Raw genomic sequence first — 18,723 nt, forward strand, 5'->3', positions numbered from 1 at the left:
ATCCTGACGGCTGCTTACTTTGTTCTCTGGGAAAAAACACCTTACTTATTAAGTAGCCAGAACAAGGCAATTGAAGAACAACGAAGATTAAAAAGAATACAACGGTTAGAAAGACAATTAGCAGATTTAAAAAGCGTCTATCGAAATTAAAAGGTCGTGGTTTTTTTGGTGATTAAATCCCGTAGAAAAAACTGACATCAGACGCTAAGAACCAACAGTTGTTGCCATTGTGAGCACGTAGAAAAAATTATAATTCTTTTATAACCGAACTATATTTTGGTGAGTGACTTTCAGAAAAAACCTTCATGATTCCCGGGAATCACCAACAGGGATGAAAGTTTACTATTTTTCGACGATGCTGTTGTCGTTGTTTTCAAAAGTTGTCGGGTTGTCGTTCCACCTCTAATCAAACCCAGTTATTGACATGACGCCTTAGCACCTCTGCCGAGTAAGACTTTTTCAGAAAAAAACCGTCCGGTAGTACAACGGTCCTTTGGTCGTTAAAAGTCGACGAGCAAAAGACAGCTCTGAAGCGTCTGGGAAGGGACTTTCACGGAAAAACCTGGTTGCCGGGTGGACGGTATCTGGGATGAAAATGGATGGTGTGTTTGGGCTAATTGTTTAACTGTAGGTGGCTAGGTGTGAGCGTTAGTTTGAATGTTGGTGCTCGGTTGGCGAGTGTCCCGTGGTTTTTATAAATATACGGGTGAAATGCTGGGCGAACTTAAAAAACAATTCATACGCAATTTCAAATTTGAATTTATCTGTTATCTTCAGCAGGAAAGTAAAAGCTGAAAAACGAGTATGATGTGGTTCGAAGATTTAATGGGCTTTAAAGAGCAAAATCCGGATCAGGTGCGACGTAATATCGAGCTTGTCGGCGACAAACTCATCTCAAAAGTCAACAAACAAGCTTACACGATTGGTCTGTTAACGACTCCCTCCTTGCATGAACTGCGGCTGGCTTCAACATACCCGGACGAGGGCGGCCAGACAATGCAGTTGTCTGAAGTTGTAGGCGATGTGCAAAAGCTTCATTGCTTAGCTCAAAATCAGGGCGCATTCTTTCAGGCGGCATCGCAGTTCAATTTACTCGAAATGGTTGGTCCCGATGTTACGCCCGAGGAGGGCGTGGAAAGGTATGCCTACGATGGTACGCAAGGACCGGCCTGCGCCATTTCGTGTGGTGCCGGCACCATTTACCGAAATTATTTTGTTGATGTTAACGGAAGAAAAGGTCAGTATGTAGACAATCAGATTGACTGCCTGAAGGAACTCGGACAATATTTTGAAAACGACAAAAATCGATGGTGGACGATGACCAATGGTTATGCGCTAGCCACTTCTGAGGGGTTAAAATTCATTAGCCGGACTATCGGAAGCTTGTCGACCGATGAATATGAGCAACTGAAAGCTTGTTTGCGAATCGGCGTGCAAGCCGACAGCCAGGTAACGATCAATAGCAGTTCAAACTTTGTTACCCAGGCTTATTGTTCCGCTTTGCCGGTTGCCTATTCAAGCATTGACGCAGCGCTGTGGGAACCATTTGCCCGATTGGTGTTGGAAGCCAGCTATGAGGCCACCTTGTTTGCTGCGCTCGAAAACCGAAACCGAACAGGTAACAAGCGCGTTTATTTGACCCTGCTGGGGGGCGGTGTTTTTGGAAACAAAATTGAATGGATTCTGGAGTCGCTTGAAAAAGCCTTGTCCCGGTTTCGGAATAGCTCGTTGGAGGTTATGCTTGTCAGCTACGGAAGCTCAAATCCTTCAGTAGGGCAGTTTATCGACAATTTCACCAGCTAGCGTTTAGGTTTCTTGAGGTCACCAATAGCGATGAACGTTGAGGATTTTCTGTTATCCTGTAGACCTGCTTGTCATACGTTATCGGGTTGTCGTCCAAACAAAGTCAAAATCTCGTGGCGATCTGGCGTCTATCGACTTTTACAGACAGAGCCCCGATCTCAAAACGAGATCGGAGCTCCGTCTAACATCTAACGTCTATTTTGTCTGGTCTCTAAAATTATTTTCCTTCAATCCAGCTGACGATTTTGGGACTGTCGGGAGCCGTTTTGGGACTTACCGATCCAACCAGGCGACCATTTTCGTCGATCATATATTTTTGAAAGTTCCAGGCTACCGACGAATCTTCGAGGCCGTTCAGCGACTTTTCGGTAAGCCAGTGGTAGATGGGGGCCATATCGCTGCCTTTTACCGATATTTTGGCCATCATGGGGAAGCTTACTCCGTAGTTGCGTTGGCAAAACTCGGCGATCTCGTCGTTCGATCCGGGTTCCTGGCTCAAAAAGTTATTGGCCGGAAAGCCAATAATCACAAATTTTTCGCCTCCATACTTTTTGTACAAAGCTTCCAGTGCTTCGTACTGTGGCGTGAGACCACACTTGGAAGCGGTGTTGACGACTAGTACTTTTTGGCCTTTCAGATTGGCCATGTCGAAGTTATTTCCTTCAATATCTTTCACTGTAAAATCGTAAAACGACTTCTGCCCGAAGCCGAGCAGCGCCGTCAAAACAAAGATCAGCATCAAATTAAACTTTTTCATTTTATCTCAATTTTAGTTGACGATGTATTTGCAATAACACGAAACAATAAACGCGCCGTTGGTCTGAAAATTTTCCTGGCGCAAATGATTTTGTATAAAACAGGCTGTTGTTGAAAATGTTTAGCAGACGAGCTCTCCCGATTATCGGCAACTGTTAATAACTATGCTCCCCGAAATAGGGCAAAATGTTTATCTTTGGACTCTCACAAGGAAAATTATGGAGAATTTTATTGTTTCAGCACGAAAATATCGTCCCGACACTTTTCACTCGGTTGTTGGTCAGGCATCCATTACTTCAACTCTGAAGAATGCCATCAAAAACCAGCAGTTGGCACATGCGTACCTGTTCTGTGGTCCGCGAGGGGTGGGAAAAACCACTTGTGCCCGTATTTTTGCCAAAACAATCAACTGCCAGAATCTGACAGCTGATACCGAGCCTTGCAACACTTGTGAGTCGTGCCAGGCCTTCAACAGCAACCGCTCGTACAACATTCACGAGCTGGATGCGGCCTCGAATAACTCGGTTGAAGATATTCGGACCTTGACTGATCAGGTGCGTATTCCTCCGCAAATCGGGAAGTACAGCATCTATATCATCGATGAGGTTCACATGCTCTCGCAGGCAGCTTTCAATGCTTTTCTGAAAACACTGGAAGAACCGCCAAAGCATGCCTTGTTCATTCTGGCAACAACTGAAAAGCATAAAATCATCCCCACCATCTTGTCGCGCTGTCAGATTTTTGATTTTAACCGCATTAAAATCTCTGATATCGCCGGTCATCTGGGCTATGTTGCCCAAAGTGAGTCGGTAAACATCGAAGGTGAAGCCTTGAATGTGATCGCTCAAAAGGCCGATGGAGCTATGCGCGATGCCTTGTCGATCTTCGACCAGATTGTGAGCTTCTCGGGGAAGGAAATTACCTATAAGAATGTGATCGCCAACCTGAATGTGTTGGATTACGACTACTACTTCAGACTGGTTGATGCCCTGTTGAAGAATGATGTTCCCGGCGCGCTGATGCTTTTTAGCGAGGTGCTCGATCATGGTTTCGATGGCCACCATTTTATAACCGGACTGAGCAGTCACCTGCGCGACCTGCTGGTATGTAAAGACCCCATTACCGTGCAGCTGCTCGAGGTGGGAGGCGAGATTAAAGAGAAATACAAGCAACAGGCAACAGGCTGCGATCAGGCCTTTTTGTTTGAGGCGCTGAAAATCAGCAACGAATGTGACTTGCAGTACAAAATCAGCCAAAACAAACGTTTACTTGTCGAGCTGGCCGTGATCAAAATGGCACAGCTTACCTTAAAAAAAAAATAGCTGACGAAACGGTAAGCGATCAGCTGGCTCCTATTTTTGAGGGGATAAAGCCGGCACCGCAGGCCTCAGCCGCTAACCGTCCTGCGGCCCCAGCTGCCCGGATGACCCAGGGAGCACCCGTTGCCGCTACTGTCGAAGAGCCAGCCCGAAAGGTAAGTAGCCGGCGTGTAATCAAACGCAAGGGAAGCGGTTTCACACCTTCTATCAAAGATGCTTTAGCCGGGAAATTTCAGGAGGAAAACCAGGAAGAAAATGCCATCGATAAGATGAAGTATTACAGTGGTGAACAGTTGAGCGAACCCTTTACCGCTGAAGTCTTTGCCCAAAAGTGGGAGGAGTATCTGCAACGTCTGTCCGACCGCCCGGTGTTGAAAGCCAGCTTGTCGCGCACACCACAGATCTTCGATAGCTGTAAACTGAAACTGCAAATCGATAGTGATATTGTGGATACTGAAATCAGCAAGATTAAGCCCGACCTGGTGTCGTGGTTGCGCAAAGAGCTGCGCAATACCGGGATTGAGCTGATTACCGAGATAAGCGAATTGGACGATACACGCGCAAGACCCTATTCCGAAACCGAAAAATTTGCCGAGATGCTTCGGAAGAATCCTCAGATTAGTTTGCTGAAACAAACCTTTAATCTTGACTTCAGTGATCATTGATAAAATCTATTTTAAATAGAATATTAAAAATGATTAAGGGGTGCGGTGAACTGGCAATGATTCCCGAAATTCTTTATCTTTGAAAAAAACACAAAAAATAACCATTATGCTTAAAGAATCAGTTGAAAAAGCGTTGAACGCTCAAATTAATGCAGAGATGCATTCTGCCTATTTATATCTGTCCATGTCGGCTTGGTTTCAGGCCAAAGGATTGTCTGGTTTTGCCAACTGGATGAAAATTCAGTACCAGGAAGAATTAACACATGCCAATAAGTTCTTCGACTACGTACACGAACGCAATGGCCGGGTGTTGTTGGAACCCATCGCAGGTGTTGATCAGGAATTTGACAGTGTTATTGATGCTTTTGAAAAAACATTGGCTCACGAGCAAAAAGTAACGGCCTTAATTGATAGCTTGGTGGATGTGGCTGTTGCTGCCAGCGACCATGCAACTCAAAGCTTCCTGCAATGGTTTGTCGACGAGCAGGTTGAAGAAGAAGCAACCGTGAATGGCATTCTCGACGATCTTCGTTTGATCAACGGTCAGGGCAATGGCTTGTTCATGTTAAATCGTGAATTGGCCTCGCGCACCTTTGTTGATTCAACAGCAGCCGAATAATTCTATTCTGAACGAATATATAAAAGGCTGCCGGTTGGTAGCCTTTTTTTATACTGTTTGATGTGCGCAAACACAGAACGAGGAGACGATGTGGATTTGCCTGACTTTGGCGGAATGTTTGATTGACAAGCCGACAGGTTGGGGGCTTCAGCACCGCAGGACGCTTGGAAAACGTTCCCGCTTTCACTCGGAGTGATGATTTGCAGGAAGCGAGAGTGGGTTTTATTAATGAGTTTAACGATTGATTGAAATATGGACAAAAGTATTGAAAAAGCCTGGTTGGCGTTGGCTGAAGCCTGCAAAGAAAACCTGCAGGAAAATGAACGGCAGGAAGTTCGGCGGGCTTTCGATTATGCCTATGACATTTTGGAGGAGCGGAAGTGGAAAAGTGGAGAGACCATCATTTTGCACTCGCTCGAAGTGGCGGAGGTGGTAGCTCGGGAGATCGGTTTGGGAATGGATTCGATCATTGCCGGCCTGTTGCACAATGTGCCTTACGAAGATGTTCCGAAGCGTCCCGGTTTCAATGAAATTGAAGAAATGTTTGGCCCTTTTGTCCGCGCAATTCTGGAGGGGATGGCCAAGATCAATGCGCTGGGCACCGATACGGTCGACCTGCACTCGGAAAACTACCGTAAGCTGATGCTGGCGCTGGCCGGCGATGTTCGGGTAATTTTGGTGAAGATTGCTGATCGTTTGCACGTGATGCGCCACCTGGAGACTTATTCCGACGATTCGATCCGCAAAATTGCGGTCGAAACCTCGCACCTGTATGCACCACTGGCTCACCGTTTAGGCCTGTATTATGTGAATTCGGAAATGCTCGATTTATGTCTCAAGTATCTTTCACCCGAGGCCTATCAGCACGTTTTCGACTGCCTGAAAGAGTCGGAAACAGAACGTAAAAACTTTGTTGCTGAGTTTGTAAAGCCGATTGAGGAAAAACTCAAATCCAAAGGGTTTAAGTTTGAGATGAAAGCCCGCACCAAGGCGATCAACTCCATCTGGAATAAGATGAAAAAGTCGGGCATTCCTTTCGAAGAGGTGTACGATATCTTTGCAATCCGGGTCATCCTGGACTCGGAGCCCCAAAGCGAAAAGTCGGACTGCTGGCAGGTGTACTCAATTGTAACTGAGGAGTATCAGGCCAATCCTGAACGGATGCGCGACTGGATAACGGTTCCAAAATCCAATGGTTACGAAAGCCTGCATGCCACCGTTTTGGGCCCCAATAAAAAGTGGGTCGAAATTCAAATCCGTACCCAACGGATGGATGAAGTAGCCGAAAAGGGGCTTGCCGCCCACTGGAAATATAAGGGCGGTTCGGCATCGGCAGAAATGGAAAAATGGCTGGCCAGCGTTCGCGAGATTCTCGAGAACCCGGAGTTGAACGTGGTTGATTTCATCGACGAGTTCAATACCAATATCTATAAGGACGAGATTTTTGTATTTACCCCCAAAGGCGATTTAAAGCGACTGCCGGCGGGAGCCAGCTTGCTCGATTTTGCCTACGAAATTCACTCGGCCGTGGGCGATCACTGCGTTGGCGGTATGGTGGATGGCCGTAAAGTTACGCTGCGCTATCAGCTGAAAAATGGCGAACAAATCGCTATCGACACGTCAAACAACCAAAAGCCCAAGCTCGACTGGTTGGATTTTGCGGTAACCAGCAAAGCCCGAAACCGGATTAAGGCGAGTTTGAACGAAGAACGCAAACGGGAGGCCGACAATGGAAAAGAAATACTGCTGCGCAAGCTGAAGAACTGGAAAATTGAGTATAACGATGAAGTGATCCGGACCTTGTTGAAGCATTATCGCCTGAAGCTAGCCCAGGATTTGTATTATAATATCTCGACCGAAAAAATCGATACGCTCAGCATTAAAGAGTTGCTCTCCGCAAAAGGGGAGACTGAGCAACAATCAGCCAGGCAAAAGCTGGCTGACAATATGGCTACCGATCAGTTTAAAGAGATGGACTTTTCGGGCGGCGACGATTACCTGGTGATTGATAACAACATTAAAGACGTTAATCACAAGCTGGCACAATGCTGTAACCCGATTTTTGGCGACGATATATTTGGCTTTGTTACCATCAGCGAAGGCATTAAAATTCATCGGAGAACATGCCCAAATGCCAAGCAGATGTTCGAGCGCTATCCTTACCGCATCATTCCGGCCAAATGGCGCGATTCGGATAAGAAAACCTCCTTTCAGGCAACCATTCGCCTTTCGGGAATCGAAGAGGTTGGCATTGTTGCGCAAATCTCAAATGTAATCTCGAAAGATGTTGGCGTCTCCATGCGATCCATTGCCATCGACAGTACCGGAGGTGAATTTTTGGGAACACTGCGTGTGTATGTTCAAAATATTGATCACCTCGAATTTTTAATGCGCAAACTCCAACATATTAAAGGTATTCAGCACGTGTCGCGTGCTGATGGCTAGCAAGGGGCATTCAATATGGAGGAATTATAAAAACTTTCACGATTCAGGGGAATCTCCAACAGGAATGAAAGTTTAGTATTTTCGACCAGGCTGTTGTCGTTTTTCTCAAAAGTTGTCGGGTTGTCGTTCCACCTCTAATCAAAAACAGTTGTTGGCATTGCGCCTTAGTGTCTTTGCGTGCATCGACTTTTACCCAAAATAGTTGGCGCAAGGCCCACCAACAAGAGTTTGCGACAGAATGAGTCTTTGCTCTGGGTTGAAGCAGAACCGCTATTCAAAGCATTCCCGATGCGGTTGAAAACCCTGTCTACCGCAGGCAGGCGCATCACCCAAAGGCACTTTCACAAAAAAATGGCTGCTTTTTGTGTCGCGTGCGATATAATGCCTATATTTGTGTCGCTAACGATATAAATTCAAACGAATATGTACACAACAAAAGTTACCGCAGACGGCGGCCGAAACGGTCGGGTCAGGAGTGAAGACGGCATTATAGACCTGAATATTAAAATCCCCAAAGAGATGGGAGGTCCTGGTGGGGCATATACCAATCCCGAGCAGCTGTTTGCTGCTGGTTATGCGGCCTGCTTCGACAGTGCGCTTCAGTTCGTCATACTGAAAGAAGGCTTAAAGCAAAAAGCAAGTTCGGTTGAAGCCGAAGTGACTTTACATCGGAAGGAACTGGAGTTCGACTTGAGTGTGAAGCTCACTGTTCGTATCAAAGATGTCGATTTGGCTACGGCCAGGATGTTGGCCTCGCTTGCTCACGCTACTTGTCCGTATTCGAAAGCAACAAAAGGAAACATTAAGGTTGAATTGGAAGTTGTTGATTTTGTTTCTTCGGAAGTTCAATCAGAAAATTAATCCAAATAAAGAAACAGCTATGAAAACAATATATGACTACAAAGCCAAGTCGCTACAAGGGAAAGAAGTCGCCTTGGATGAGTTTAAAGGGAAAGTCGTGGTTATTGTCAATACGGCCAGTAAATGTGGTTTTACCCCGCAATACGCCGGCTTGGAACAGCTCTACGAGAAGTATAAAGACCAGGGGCTGGTGGTTTTAGGTTTTCCCTGTAATCAATTTGGAAACCAGGAACCCGGTGGTGCGAAAGACATTCAAGAAGGCTGTCTGGTTAACTATGGCGTTTCGTTCCGGATGTTTGAAAAAATTGATGTCAACGGCGACCAGGAACATCCGTTGTATACTTTTCTGAAGGCGAGGCAACCCGGCATTCTGGGGCGCAAAATCAAGTGGAATTTCACCAAGTTCCTGATTGACCGGCAGGGTAACCCGGTGAAGCGGTTTGCCCCGATTAGCAAACCAGAAAAAATGGAAAAAGATATTTTAAAACTATTATAAAATGCTGGCTTGCAGGTAGCCCTGCAAGCTAGCTGCAACTTTCAACAAGATGGAACAACTAAAACTCGACAATCAATTGTGTTTTCCGTTTTACTCCGTTTCGCGGATGATTATTCGAAAATATCAGCCGTTCCTGGACGAACTGGAGATCACTTATCCACAGTACCTGGTGTTGCTGGTTTTGTGGGAAAACGATGCCATGCCGGTAAACGACATTGCCAAGCGCTTATTTCTGCAAACAAACACGGTTACGCCCTTGCTAAAGCGTATGGAAAGCCAAGCGATTATCACGCGCGCAAAGGCGACAGACGACGAGCGCAAAGTGATTGTTCAGCTAACCGATAAAGGCAAAGGTATGGAGCAATTAGCTGCCGAAATTCCTTTTAAACTGGCCGAGACAATGAATAATTTCTCCGCTGACGAGCTAAAAGCACTGCACAGCACACTCTACCGCTTGATTGATGAGCTGAGATAGACTTGTTTTCCTGTTTTTTAAGGCGTACTTATGGTTCTTCAACCTGAAATAACTATTCCCGGATCCACTTTGTTTTTTGAGCCGCCGGAATGCGCATCCGCGGTGGACGTTGAAAACTCTCGTCGGCTTCACCTAAGATGAAGAAACCGATGGGCACATCTTCCTCTTCCAGCTCCAGAAAATCCCGCATTTGTTGCGCGTAGCAAATGCCGCCAGTGCTCAGGTATCCGGCGATATCGTAGGCTTGCAGGCTCAGGTAGATATTTTCGACGGCACAGGCAACCGACACAACATCTTCCTGAACCGGAAAACGTTTATACGGATCGCGCTTTGCGACAATGGCAATAATGTGGGAAACCCGTTGGTGCTTTTGGGCGTAGGCATCGTACTTAAAATCGACAAATTTGTCGGCCGGCGTAATGGCTTTGTAAATTTCTTGCTGAACGCTAAAAAAGCGCTTCACAGCATCGCCGGCAAACACGTTGAAATGCCAGGCCTGAACCAGTCCGTGCGATGGTGCCCAACTGGCATTTTCGAGCAGCTTCCCGATAATGGCATCGTCAATTTTACTGCCTTCTTTCAGTCCGTTTACGAAGGTTGATTTGCGGCTTTTAAGCCAGTTTTCAATGTTTTCTGCTTTGCTTGTCATTGGTGTTCACGTTTTAAACAGGAAGAACAAGCCGGAAGCCGATAAGTTTGTATCTTCAGCATCTGTTTTAACACCCCTTAGCCACAACACGAACTATGCAGACGAAAATTGAGCAGATACAGACCTTGCTGGATCAAAATAAAGTGGATGAAGCTTCGCAACTGCTGGAGCAGTCTTTGAAAATTGCCCCGCATTCGGCGGGTTTGCAGTATCAAAAGGGGCAGATTCATCTGAAAAGGCAGGAGTGGGGCAAAGCAATCAATGCTTTTAACCGCGTGCTGGAAATTGATGCGCATTTTCCGGGTGCCCAAAATCAAATCGATATGGTTCGGTCTATTTTGGGATTCTTTAATCCCGATTTAATCAATCCCTGATTAATCCAATACGAAGCGATAAGTGATGGTTCCGGTTTGGAATGCCGGAGCTTCCGGGTCGGCATTGAAGCTCGCTTTCAGGGCAGCCTGGCGCGCTGCCTCGAGCAAGCTGGTGTTGTAGGTATTGGTTCCGCGAACACCTGCTTTGGCATTGCTCACTTTTCCGTATTTGTCGACTGTGATGCTGACTACCACAACTCCTTCTTCGTTACCCGGGTAGTTTGGCTTGGGCAGTCCCAGCGCATGGCGTCCATCCAGACTGAATGAGGGGCCGTTGCCCGAGTTGCCGCTTCCGGTACCACCATCGCCATAGTTGTTCAAATTTCCGCCTGTTGGACTGCCTTGGTTGCCACCGGGGTAGCTTACGCCCTGGCCGGTGCTTTTAGAGTCGTTGCTTCCGGCTCCCGAGCCAAAGGCACTTGCAGCGCGGTTGTTGATTTGTGCGATCTTGGCAGCTTCGGCCTCGCGGCGTTTGCGCTCTTCTTCGGCAGCTTGGCGTTGTCGTTCAAGCTCAGCCTGTTTCTGCCGCTCTATTTCGGCCAGACGTTGTTTCTCGGCTTCAATCGCTTGTTGTTTCTTTATTTCTGCTTGTCGTTTTGCTTCCGCTTCGGCAGTCGCCTTACGTTCGCGTTCCAGCTCTTCTTTTTTCTTTTGATCAGCCAGCTGTTTTTGGCGTGCTATTTCTTCTTGTTTCTTCCGGTCTTCTTCTTGCTTTTTCTTTTTGGCGGCCTCGAGAGCGATGGTTTTTTCATAATCCTGGGTCATTAGCTCCTGCTTCGCTTCAACCGGTGTTGCCGGTGTTGATGAAGAGGATGCCGGGGGAGGTGTAGGGGCCTGTACCGGCGGAGCCGCCGGTTCCTGTTTGGCTGGTGTACGCCGACGTGGTGCAGGAGCCGGTTCTTCTTTGCCCAGCCCTGTTTTACTATCGCCAAAGTTCACCAACACGCCCTCTTCGCCGGGAAGTGGCAGGGGCGTGAAGAAGCCGAACAGCAGCAGCAGGATCAGGATGAGGCCGTGGAAAATAACTGTTCCCCAAAAACCTTCTTTATGTTTGCCAATGAAGCTCATTAGTTTTCCGGTGCTGTTGCCAGGATCATTTTATATTTATTGCGCTTGGCAATGTTCATTACTTTGACAACCTGTTCAATTGGTACGGACTTATCGGCATGTAGCGATACGTAGGCATCCTCTTCGCTCCCCATAGCGCCTTGAAGAGCCGGTTCAATCTCGCCAAAGGATACTCGCCGCGGATTACCATCGGTGTTGACATAGTATTTCAGGTCGGCGGTAATGGACACCGTTGTAATCGGTTTTGCCGCTGTTTGATTGTTGCTCTCGGGCAAAAGCAGTTTTAGTGCATTGGGCGCAATGAGCGTTGATGTGACCATGAAAAAGATCAGCAGCAAAAACACGATGTCGGTCATCGACGACATGCTGAAGCTGGCATCAACTTTATTTCTTCGTTTTAAAGCCATTGTCCTTATTTTGCAGGTTCATTCAATAAATCCAGGAACTCCGAAGTCGCCGCTTCCATTTTGAAGACTACTTTTTCGACATTCGAAACCAGAATGTTGTAAGCAAAGTAGGCAATAATACCAACGGTAAGCCCCGCTACGGTGGTTACCATGGCTTGGTAAATACCCGATGAGAGCAGCGTCACGTCAATATTATTTCCGGCATTTGCCATATCGTAGAAAGCCTGAATCATACCAATAACCGTGCCCAGGAAACCGATCATGGGAGCACCACCGGCCACACTGGCCAAAACGGGCAAGCCTTTCTCCAGTTTCGAGATCTCCAGGTTACCCACCATCTCAATAGCTGTGTTAACATCGGCCATTGGTCGGCCAATGCGTGTAATGCCTTTTTCAATCATGCGGGCCGTCGGGGTATCTTGTGAGCGGGCCAGGGTCAGAGCGGCATCAATTTTCCCTTGCAGGATGAAGTCTTTCACGCGTTCGAGCAGGGAATTGTCAACCTTGCCGGCTTTTTTAACCGCTAAGTAGCGGTCGATAAAGATGAATACGGCAACCAGCGAGAGAACCAGGATCGGGATCATGATCCATCCACCTTTTAAGGCCAGGTCAAAAAAGCGGGTGACAATTCCATCTTGTTGTGCAGCTTGAGCGATTGAGTCAGCACCTTCGGTAACGGGTGTACTCACTTGTAATAGGACGAAGTTCAGCATATTGTTTTCTGTTTTTTGTAGACCGTGTAAAAATAAACGAGGCACACTAAAATAAAGTATGCCTCGCAAAAATAAGAATATTTTTAAGCTGAACTTAACGAATGGCAAACTCAAAATAATAATAGGCCGCCCCGGCCAGATAGCCGATTAGTGCCAACCACGAAATTTTTTTCAGATACCAGATGAAGTCGATTTTTTCGAGCCCCATTGCGGCAACGCCTGCTGCCGATCCGATAATCAGCATGCTGCCGCCGGTTCCTGCTGTGTAGGCCAAAAACTTCCAAAACTCGCCATCCTGCACAAAGGAGGCCAGGTAACCGCTTGTTCCTACTTCGGCAATGGGGTACATACCCATAGCACCGGCTACCAGAGGAACGTTGTCGACAATGGACGACAGCACACCGATGGCCAGGTCGATCAGGAAGATGTTGCCCAGATGTTTATCCAGATATTGCGACAGCAGATTCAGGTGGCCGGCTGACTGCAAGGCGGCAACAGCCGACAGGATTCCCAAAAAGAACAGAATCGTGGGCATGTCAATTTTACGAAGGACCGCTGTTACGCGCAACTTATTTTTTGTTTCAGCATCCAGGTCTTTGTGGATAATCTCGGAAATTACCCAGATGATGCCCAGTGACAGTAGCATTCCCATATAAGGGGGCAGGTGAGTGGTGGTTTTGAAAAGCGGTACCAGCAGCAAACCGGCCACGCCTAAAATAAGCATCAGCGTTTGTTTGTTCGCACTGGTCAGGTCCGAGCTGTCCTCTTCGACCACCGGACGTTCGATGTTTCCTTTCAGGGTGAAGCTTAGAATAACCAAAGGAACCACCACGCAGATTAAGCTGGGAATAAATACTCCTGCAACAATATTGGCCGCTGTAACCTGGCCGCCAATCCACAGCATGATGGTAGTAACATCGCCAATGGGCGACCAGGCACCACCGGCATTGGCTGCTAAAACGACCATGCTGGCAAAAAACCAGCGGGTTTGTTTGTCGTCAATCAGCTTGCGGAGCAGTGCAACCAGTACAATGGTGGTGGTTAAGTTATCCAGCAAGGCTGACATGAAGAAGGTCAGAAAACTCAAAATCCAAAGTAGTTTTACTTTGTTGGTGGTGGTTATCTTGTCGGTAATGGCTTTAAATCCGTTGTGTTGGTCAACCATCTCGACGATGGTCATGGCGCCCATCAGGAAAAACAAGATCTCGGCAATCTCACCCAGGTGATGGATGATCTCGCGTTCCACGATAAACTCGTGCGCTGCCTGTATGGTAAGCCAAACGTTGTTGCTTTGCGAAAAGGACTCCCAGGCATGACTGAAGCCCAGCGATAAAATTTGTTTTGAACCAATGATGTATACAACCCAACAAAGGGTGCCAATAATCAGGGCCGATGCAGCTTTGTCGACCTTCAGAGGATGTTCGAGTGCTATTGCCAGGTAACCCAGCACAAACACTGCAACCATTAATAAGAACATAGTTGGAGTTTAAATTAAAAGTTTTGAAAAGGTTTTGACCACAAAAATAAAAAACTTGACAAGCCGTGTCGCATCATTAATCGATTTCAGCGTACAAATCACGTTTAGTTCATATCGGTTTATTTCTTCCGGCGAAATAGTTTGAGGAACTTTTGCCACAGTTCTTCGAAGCTGTCGTAATTTTCGCGGTAGCTCAGGCCAATGCCCTGTTTGTAGGGCGAGGTTTCGTAAATGATGTTGTTGTTGGAGTGGTTGTAGGCTTTCAGCTGAAGCTTCCCGTTGTTGGTCAGTTTAACATTCACATCAAAATCGCCTATAAAACTACTGTTGCTGTTGGTGGTCGTTGTTCCGGTTTGGTTGGTGTTATTGCTGATGTTGCCATTTACCGTCACCCGGTCGTTAAAAAACTGTGTGCTTAGTGCCAGTTCAATCTCATCGTCGGTAATCTGGTTGCCGGGCCGATAATTAACACCGATGTCAAAATCGTTGCTGATCTGCGATAACCAGTTGCTCAGCTGATTTGAAAACAGCTCGCTGGCCGTGGTGCCCACCAGGTTGGGATTCTGTGCTTCGTAGCTTCCCCGAAGATATTCGGGAGTGTAGAAACGGCCCATAACCAGCAGCGAGAGGATCTGTTTGTTCATATCTTCATCGGTGCTCATAAATTGTTTTACTTCTTCCTTGATCCGGTCTTCGGCCGATGGAAATTCAATTCCGAAACTGATGTCGGGGCTGTTCAGGTTGTCCTTCAGGCTGATGCGGCAAACAACCGGCACACGCTGTGTGTAATCAACGGTTTCGGTGGAGTTGACAAATAGCTCATTCAGCGAAGCTTTCAGCCGGTAAATGGCATTTACATCGATATTGGCATCGTAGGGATCGCCGTTCCATTGAATTTTACCACCCCGTTCGATTTCAAATTTCTTGTTGATCACGTTCTTCAGGGTAAACAAATAGTCGCCCCGGTCGACCAGGTAATCGCCATAGAGCTCGATGTTGAAGTCGGGATCAATTTTAAGCTGCATATTGCCGGTTCCCTGCGCCCGGATGACATCGCCAATGCTGGAGTTGTAAACCAGTTGAAAATGGGCGTCGGGCGTAAGGTTTAAGTTGAAATTCATGTTCACCGCCGATTCGTCCGGCCGTTGGCGGATAAAAACAGCTTTCTCCTCTTCGGCCTTGTGGCTCACAAAGCGGATGAAGTCGTATTCCTGGGCTTCCTCTTCGTAGTCCAGCGCAATATTGATGGCTGTTTGGCTTAGCGTGCGGGCTGTACCGTCGATAAAAACCCGGGCTCCGTGGCCGGTGATTTTTACAAGCCCGCTGGCGTAAGCTTTCCCGTAAAATCGCGGATTGATCTGAGGCGTTGTGTTCATCACCAGTAAGTCGTTGGAACGAATACTCAGGTTGTAATCCATATTCGAGAAATTATCGTGCCGTATCGACCCGTTAAAAATACCGGTATGTCCTTCAAAATCCTGAATTTCAATATTGTCGAAGATCATCGAGTCGCCCCGGAATTTCACCAGGTTGGTAAAATAATAACTTACCTGAAGGTGTTTGAGTGCCAGTCCGGCGTTGATACCCATCATGTCGCCGTACATCTCAATTTTGTCCAGCCCGCCCTTTATTTTGAGCTCACCGCTTGCACTGCCGTGAATGTTTTCGAAACTACTGCCCATTACCGTATTCAGCAAGCTCAACGATAAGGCGTCGGCATTAATGGTAAAGTCGAGGCTGTCGTTTATGGGGAAGTAGCTGCCATAGCCATACAGGGTTTGGCGGGTGTCGTTATCAACAATCAGCTCCGATTGGATCGACTGCGAGGGGCGGTCCCACTTACTGAGCATCGAAATATTGCCGGCAGGGGTGTTGTTGTAATTGAAATCCTTCAGTTTGATATCCGAGAGGAAGAGCGGACGCTTGTATAAGTCGATAAAGCTGATGGTGCCATCGAGCATGCCCTTCAGTTTATTTTTATCGCCGGTTAAAAGATTCAGATTTTCCAGTTTAAACTGATTAATTCGCATATCAATCTGGTCTTCTTCGTTGTTGGAAATCACTCCGTTAAACGAAATGAACTGGTTTTTGTGCGAAAGCATCAGGTTGTCAACTTCAATACGGCTCGAGTCGATGGCGATGGCGGCAGGCCTGATCTGCCAAAGGGTATCGGCGATATAGATTTTGCTGGGCGCAATTTTCAGGTCGATGTGGCTGGTGCCGTCTTCCTTTCGGCTAAAGTATACATCCGACTCCACTTCGCCGCTGTACGTGAGAATGTCGTAATTATTCCACACAAACTTGGCCTTCATTTGGTCGTCGTTAGCCGTGGCCAGCAATGCCAGGTTGTATAGTTTTTGCTTGTCGGCATAGTTCAACTCTTCCGCCCGGCTCTTGATCTCCAGTTGCTCGCCGCTGCGAACTGAAAGCGAATAGCCTTTGAGCGACAGATCGGCATACTGAATGGCGGCGATCTCGGAATACAAATCGATTTTGTTTTGGCTTTCGTCGATACTTCCGGTAACATAGCCGCTGGTGATTTGCAGCTTGGGCGAAAAAACACGCATCAGCGGCTCCACATTTTTAATCTCGGCATCGACCTTAAAAATGTTGTTTGCCGCTGTTTGCCGCCAGCTGGCTCCGCTCGATGGCAGATAAAAATGCAGCAGGTTTTGCAGACTTTGGGGCAGCAAATTAAACCGGTAGGAGCCCTCAATATCCACATCCAGAAAGTCCGATTTCAGTTTCAGCGAATTTTGATCTCCCGAGCTGGTTTCAACGGCCAGACTATTCAGCAGGATGGTGTCTTGTCCACTGCTATAACTTCCATCGTTAACGTTTATTGTGCCTTTTATCTCATCAATATTCTTGCCCGAGAAGTTGGCGTTAACATGAAGCGATAGATCTGATTTTTGATGGCTTTTGTCCAGTTTCAGAGCTACCAGGTCGGCTTTGTTCAGCATCAGCTCAAAGTCGTAAGCCGGCTTGCCGGGATCGTTGTCGATTTTTCCGCTGAACAAACAATTCAGGTTGGGGTCGTCGATCGATACCTGACCTTCAAATTTTTGCTCTTGTATCAAGCCGTCCAGATTGATTTTCCGATAGCTGTAGTCTCTTATTGCAATGCTGTCAATTCGCCCTTTCACGGCGGCGTTGAACGCATTACGCCGACTGTTGTAGTTCCCGTCAACCTGACCGGCAAAGGTAAAGCGGCCAATCTGGGGCGACTGGGTAAACTTGCCAAGGTTGAAATTGTAGGTTCTCAGGTGTCCGGCAATGTTGACTTGCTGATGTTTGTTCTCGTCGGGCTTAAACGACAAGTCGGTGTCGATCCGCCCAAAATCGGACCGGATGGAGCCATAGGCGACAAAATCGCTTAAAAAGCCGGTAAAATTACCGTGGTAACGAATCAGCCCGGCATCGTTGAAAATAGCCGCCAGCCTGGGGCTTTGGGCAATCAGTTGGTTCGTTGAAAGGATGCCGGAGATGTCGCGGAAGTCGATGGCCGAGTTTTGCAGGTCAAGCTGTATGAAAGTCTGCGCAAGGTCGGGTAGCCCGTTTAAGTAGAAGTTGCAGTTGATGGCTGTGGAGCGGCCCGTGCTGAAATGCAGGTTCCGTCCCCGCAGCTCGGTAATTTTCCCGAAAACATGCCCCGAAAGCTTCAACTCCTGCTGGTAACTTTTTAGTTGGGGAATAAAATTGCCCAGGTCGGCCAGGTTGATGGTTGCGGCTTCCAGGTTTAGGTCTATCTGGCTGTTGGCGAAGTCGTCTCCCTTTTTCAGCGCTCGCTGATCGAAGGTGAAATCGGCTTTTGTTATCTGCGATTGATTGGTTTTAACCCGCAGATTTGTAAGCTTTATGAGTCGCTTTCGTGAAGTGAATTCTGCATTCAGGTTTTCCAGCTTTAGCAGTTTGTTATCGTCCAGGTTCAGATGATTGATCCGAAAATAAATTGAATCTTTGTCCAGCGCAAAGTCTGAAATCTCGAGATGAATATTCCGTAAATCAATCAGGTTTTTGTCGTGTTGCCGGAAGTACGAGTAACCGACCTGTGCCCGGTCGAACAGAAAATTCCGACAGGTAATTTCCCAGCTTCCGGAGTCTTTTTTGGCCGATGTTTTTCGCAGATGATCGAGCAAAAAGCTGTAGTTGGGCAGATGTTCTTCATTGGTTGAAAGGCGAAACTTGGTGCCCAGCAGGCTGACCGACGAAAGATCGATTGTTTTCTTCTTGAACTTCAGGGCATCGATATTGGCAACCAAGTCGTCGATATACAGCAGGGTGTCCTGTTGCTGGTCGCCGATGTAAACGCCTTTGAGGATAACTTTGCTAAAAAAAGAAATATTAACCCGTTTTACACTGACCTCGGTGTTGAGCGTTTTGCTAAGCTCGGTGGTAATGTGGCGAACAATAAAGGTTTGAACAGCACTGGTTTGAAAAGCCAGATATGCCGCCAGCAGAAGCACGAAAATGGCTCCTGTAAACCAAACTGCTATTTTGAGTGTTTTTTTAATAATTTTGTCCCCTTGTTTACACGCAAAATAAACTAAAATCGATGGATTTCTTAAATCCCCGGATGAAGTTTCCCATTTAAAA

At 47.1% G+C, this 18,723-nt stretch carries 16 protein-coding genes; 9 read left to right on the forward strand and 7 right to left on the reverse strand.

From position 1 onward, the window contains the following. The first annotated feature begins 804 nt into the window (after nucleotides 1-804). Nucleotides 805-1,803, forward strand: a complete 999-nt coding sequence (locus C8N47_RS05680; protein WP_211316060.1) for a hypothetical protein — start codon at nucleotides 805-807, stop codon at nucleotides 1,801-1,803. 217 nt (nucleotides 1,804-2,020) lie between these two features. Here C8N47_RS05680 and C8N47_RS05685 read toward each other — a convergent pair whose 3' ends face one another. Beyond that, nucleotides 2,021-2,560: a glutathione peroxidase gene (locus tag C8N47_RS05685; RefSeq protein WP_107821572.1), complete on the reverse strand. Its 540-nt coding sequence runs from the start codon at nucleotides 2,558-2,560 to the stop codon at nucleotides 2,021-2,023. A 217-nt stretch (nucleotides 2,561-2,777) separates the two neighbouring features. Here C8N47_RS05685 and C8N47_RS18840 point away from each other — a divergent pair, with 217 nt between their 5' ends. From C8N47_RS18840 to C8N47_RS05720, 7 genes are all read left to right on the forward strand, one after another. Beyond that, on the forward strand, nucleotides 2,778-3,881 hold the full coding sequence (locus C8N47_RS18840) for a DNA polymerase III subunit gamma/tau (protein WP_107821573.1): 1,104 nt from the start codon (nucleotides 2,778-2,780) through the stop codon (nucleotides 3,879-3,881). A gap of 101 nt (nucleotides 3,882-3,982) precedes the next feature. Further along, nucleotides 3,983-4,543 (forward strand): hypothetical protein, encoded by a 561-nt coding sequence (locus C8N47_RS18845; RefSeq protein ID WP_107821574.1) that lies wholly within the window; start codon nucleotides 3,983-3,985, stop codon nucleotides 4,541-4,543. A gap of 106 nt (nucleotides 4,544-4,649) precedes the next feature. Beyond that, a complete protein-coding gene (locus tag C8N47_RS05700) occupies nucleotides 4,650-5,162 on the forward strand; it encodes a ferritin (protein ID WP_107821819.1) in 513 nt (170 codons plus the stop codon). Nucleotides 5,163-5,414: 252 nt separating this feature from the next. Next, on the forward strand, nucleotides 5,415-7,607 hold the full coding sequence (locus tag C8N47_RS05705; protein ID WP_107821575.1) for a RelA/SpoT family protein: 2,193 nt from the start codon (nucleotides 5,415-5,417) through the stop codon (nucleotides 7,605-7,607). Between the two features lie 423 nt (nucleotides 7,608-8,030). After that, the gene (locus tag C8N47_RS05710; protein ID WP_107821576.1) at nucleotides 8,031-8,468 is read left to right on the forward strand and encodes an organic hydroperoxide resistance protein; all 438 of its coding nucleotides are present in this window, start codon (nucleotides 8,031-8,033) and stop codon (nucleotides 8,466-8,468) included. 19 nt (nucleotides 8,469-8,487) lie between these two features. After that, a complete protein-coding gene (locus tag C8N47_RS05715; RefSeq protein WP_107821820.1) occupies nucleotides 8,488-8,964 on the forward strand; it encodes a glutathione peroxidase in 477 nt (158 codons plus the stop codon). Between the two features lie 49 nt (nucleotides 8,965-9,013). Beyond that, on the forward strand, nucleotides 9,014-9,439 hold the full coding sequence (locus C8N47_RS05720) for a MarR family winged helix-turn-helix transcriptional regulator (protein WP_107821577.1): 426 nt from the start codon (nucleotides 9,014-9,016) through the stop codon (nucleotides 9,437-9,439). Nucleotides 9,440-9,491: 52 nt separating this feature from the next. On the opposite strand, the gene C8N47_RS05725 is transcribed toward C8N47_RS05720, so the two are convergent. Further along, nucleotides 9,492-10,088 (reverse strand): nitroreductase family protein, encoded by a 597-nt coding sequence (locus tag C8N47_RS05725; protein ID WP_107821578.1) that lies wholly within the window; start codon nucleotides 10,086-10,088, stop codon nucleotides 9,492-9,494. Between the two features lie 95 nt (nucleotides 10,089-10,183). Between C8N47_RS05725 and C8N47_RS05730 the strand changes: the two genes are divergently transcribed. Next, on the forward strand, nucleotides 10,184-10,462 hold the full coding sequence (locus tag C8N47_RS05730; RefSeq protein WP_107821579.1) for a tetratricopeptide repeat protein: 279 nt from the start codon (nucleotides 10,184-10,186) through the stop codon (nucleotides 10,460-10,462). Here C8N47_RS05730 and tolA read toward each other — a convergent pair whose 3' ends face one another. The 5 genes from tolA to C8N47_RS05755 form a co-directional block, all read right to left on the reverse strand. Continuing rightward, nucleotides 10,463-11,530: a cell envelope integrity protein TolA gene (gene tolA, locus C8N47_RS05735; RefSeq protein WP_107821580.1), complete on the reverse strand. Its 1,068-nt coding sequence runs from the start codon at nucleotides 11,528-11,530 to the stop codon at nucleotides 10,463-10,465. Beyond that, nucleotides 11,530-11,937: an ExbD/TolR family protein gene (locus tag C8N47_RS05740; protein ID WP_107821581.1), complete on the reverse strand. Its 408-nt coding sequence runs from the start codon at nucleotides 11,935-11,937 to the stop codon at nucleotides 11,530-11,532. The genes tolA and C8N47_RS05740 overlap by 1 nt, the downstream gene beginning before the upstream one ends. A gap of 5 nt (nucleotides 11,938-11,942) precedes the next feature. After that, nucleotides 11,943-12,650: a MotA/TolQ/ExbB proton channel family protein gene (locus C8N47_RS05745; protein ID WP_107821582.1), complete on the reverse strand. Its 708-nt coding sequence runs from the start codon at nucleotides 12,648-12,650 to the stop codon at nucleotides 11,943-11,945. A 94-nt stretch (nucleotides 12,651-12,744) separates the two neighbouring features. Then, nucleotides 12,745-14,127, reverse strand: a complete 1,383-nt coding sequence (gene nhaD / locus C8N47_RS05750; protein ID WP_107821583.1) for a sodium:proton antiporter NhaD — start codon at nucleotides 14,125-14,127, stop codon at nucleotides 12,745-12,747. A 119-nt stretch (nucleotides 14,128-14,246) separates the two neighbouring features. Continuing rightward, nucleotides 14,247-18,593 (reverse strand): translocation/assembly module TamB domain-containing protein, encoded by a 4,347-nt coding sequence (locus tag C8N47_RS05755; RefSeq protein ID WP_107821584.1) that lies wholly within the window; start codon nucleotides 18,591-18,593, stop codon nucleotides 14,247-14,249. Between the last annotated feature and the right edge of the window lie 130 nt (nucleotides 18,594-18,723).

The organism is Mangrovibacterium marinum (assembly GCF_003046625.1).
Classification (GTDB): Bacteria; Bacteroidota; Bacteroidia; order Bacteroidales; family Prolixibacteraceae; genus Mangrovibacterium; species Mangrovibacterium marinum.

What these genes read in the sequence shown, in the direction of transcription:
- C8N47_RS05710 (WP_107821576.1), top strand. Translation starts at nt 8,031, where the DNA reads ATGTACACAACAAAAGTTACCGCAGACGGCGGCCGAAACGGTCGGGTC.
- C8N47_RS05720 (WP_107821577.1), top strand. Translation starts at nt 9,014, where the DNA reads ATGGAACAACTAAAACTCGACAATCAATTGTGTTTTCCGTTTTACTCC.
- C8N47_RS18845 (WP_107821574.1), top strand. Translation starts at nt 3,983, where the DNA reads ATGACCCAGGGAGCACCCGTTGCCGCTACTGTCGAAGAGCCAGCCCGA.
- C8N47_RS05725 (WP_107821578.1), bottom strand. Translation starts at nt 10,088, where the DNA reads ATGACAAGCAAAGCAGAAAACATTGAAAACTGGCTTAAAAGCCGCAAA.
- C8N47_RS05685 (WP_107821572.1), bottom strand. Translation starts at nt 2,560, where the DNA reads ATGAAAAAGTTTAATTTGATGCTGATCTTTGTTTTGACGGCGCTGCTC.
- tolA (WP_107821580.1), bottom strand. Translation starts at nt 11,530, where the DNA reads ATGAGCTTCATTGGCAAACATAAAGAAGGTTTTTGGGGAACAGTTATT.
- C8N47_RS05740 (WP_107821581.1), bottom strand. Translation starts at nt 11,937, where the DNA reads ATGGCTTTAAAACGAAGAAATAAAGTTGATGCCAGCTTCAGCATGTCG.
- C8N47_RS05705 (WP_107821575.1), top strand. Translation starts at nt 5,415, where the DNA reads ATGGACAAAAGTATTGAAAAAGCCTGGTTGGCGTTGGCTGAAGCCTGC.
- C8N47_RS05745 (WP_107821582.1), bottom strand. Translation starts at nt 12,650, where the DNA reads ATGCTGAACTTCGTCCTATTACAAGTGAGTACACCCGTTACCGAAGGT.
- C8N47_RS05700 (WP_107821819.1), top strand. Translation starts at nt 4,650, where the DNA reads ATGCTTAAAGAATCAGTTGAAAAAGCGTTGAACGCTCAAATTAATGCA.
- C8N47_RS05730 (WP_107821579.1), top strand. Translation starts at nt 10,184, where the DNA reads ATGCAGACGAAAATTGAGCAGATACAGACCTTGCTGGATCAAAATAAA.
- nhaD (WP_107821583.1), bottom strand. Translation starts at nt 14,127, where the DNA reads ATGTTCTTATTAATGGTTGCAGTGTTTGTGCTGGGTTACCTGGCAATA.
- C8N47_RS05715 (WP_107821820.1), top strand. Translation starts at nt 8,488, where the DNA reads ATGAAAACAATATATGACTACAAAGCCAAGTCGCTACAAGGGAAAGAA.
- C8N47_RS05680 (WP_211316060.1), top strand. Translation starts at nt 805, where the DNA reads ATGATGTGGTTCGAAGATTTAATGGGCTTTAAAGAGCAAAATCCGGAT.
- C8N47_RS18840 (WP_107821573.1), top strand. Translation starts at nt 2,778, where the DNA reads ATGGAGAATTTTATTGTTTCAGCACGAAAATATCGTCCCGACACTTTT.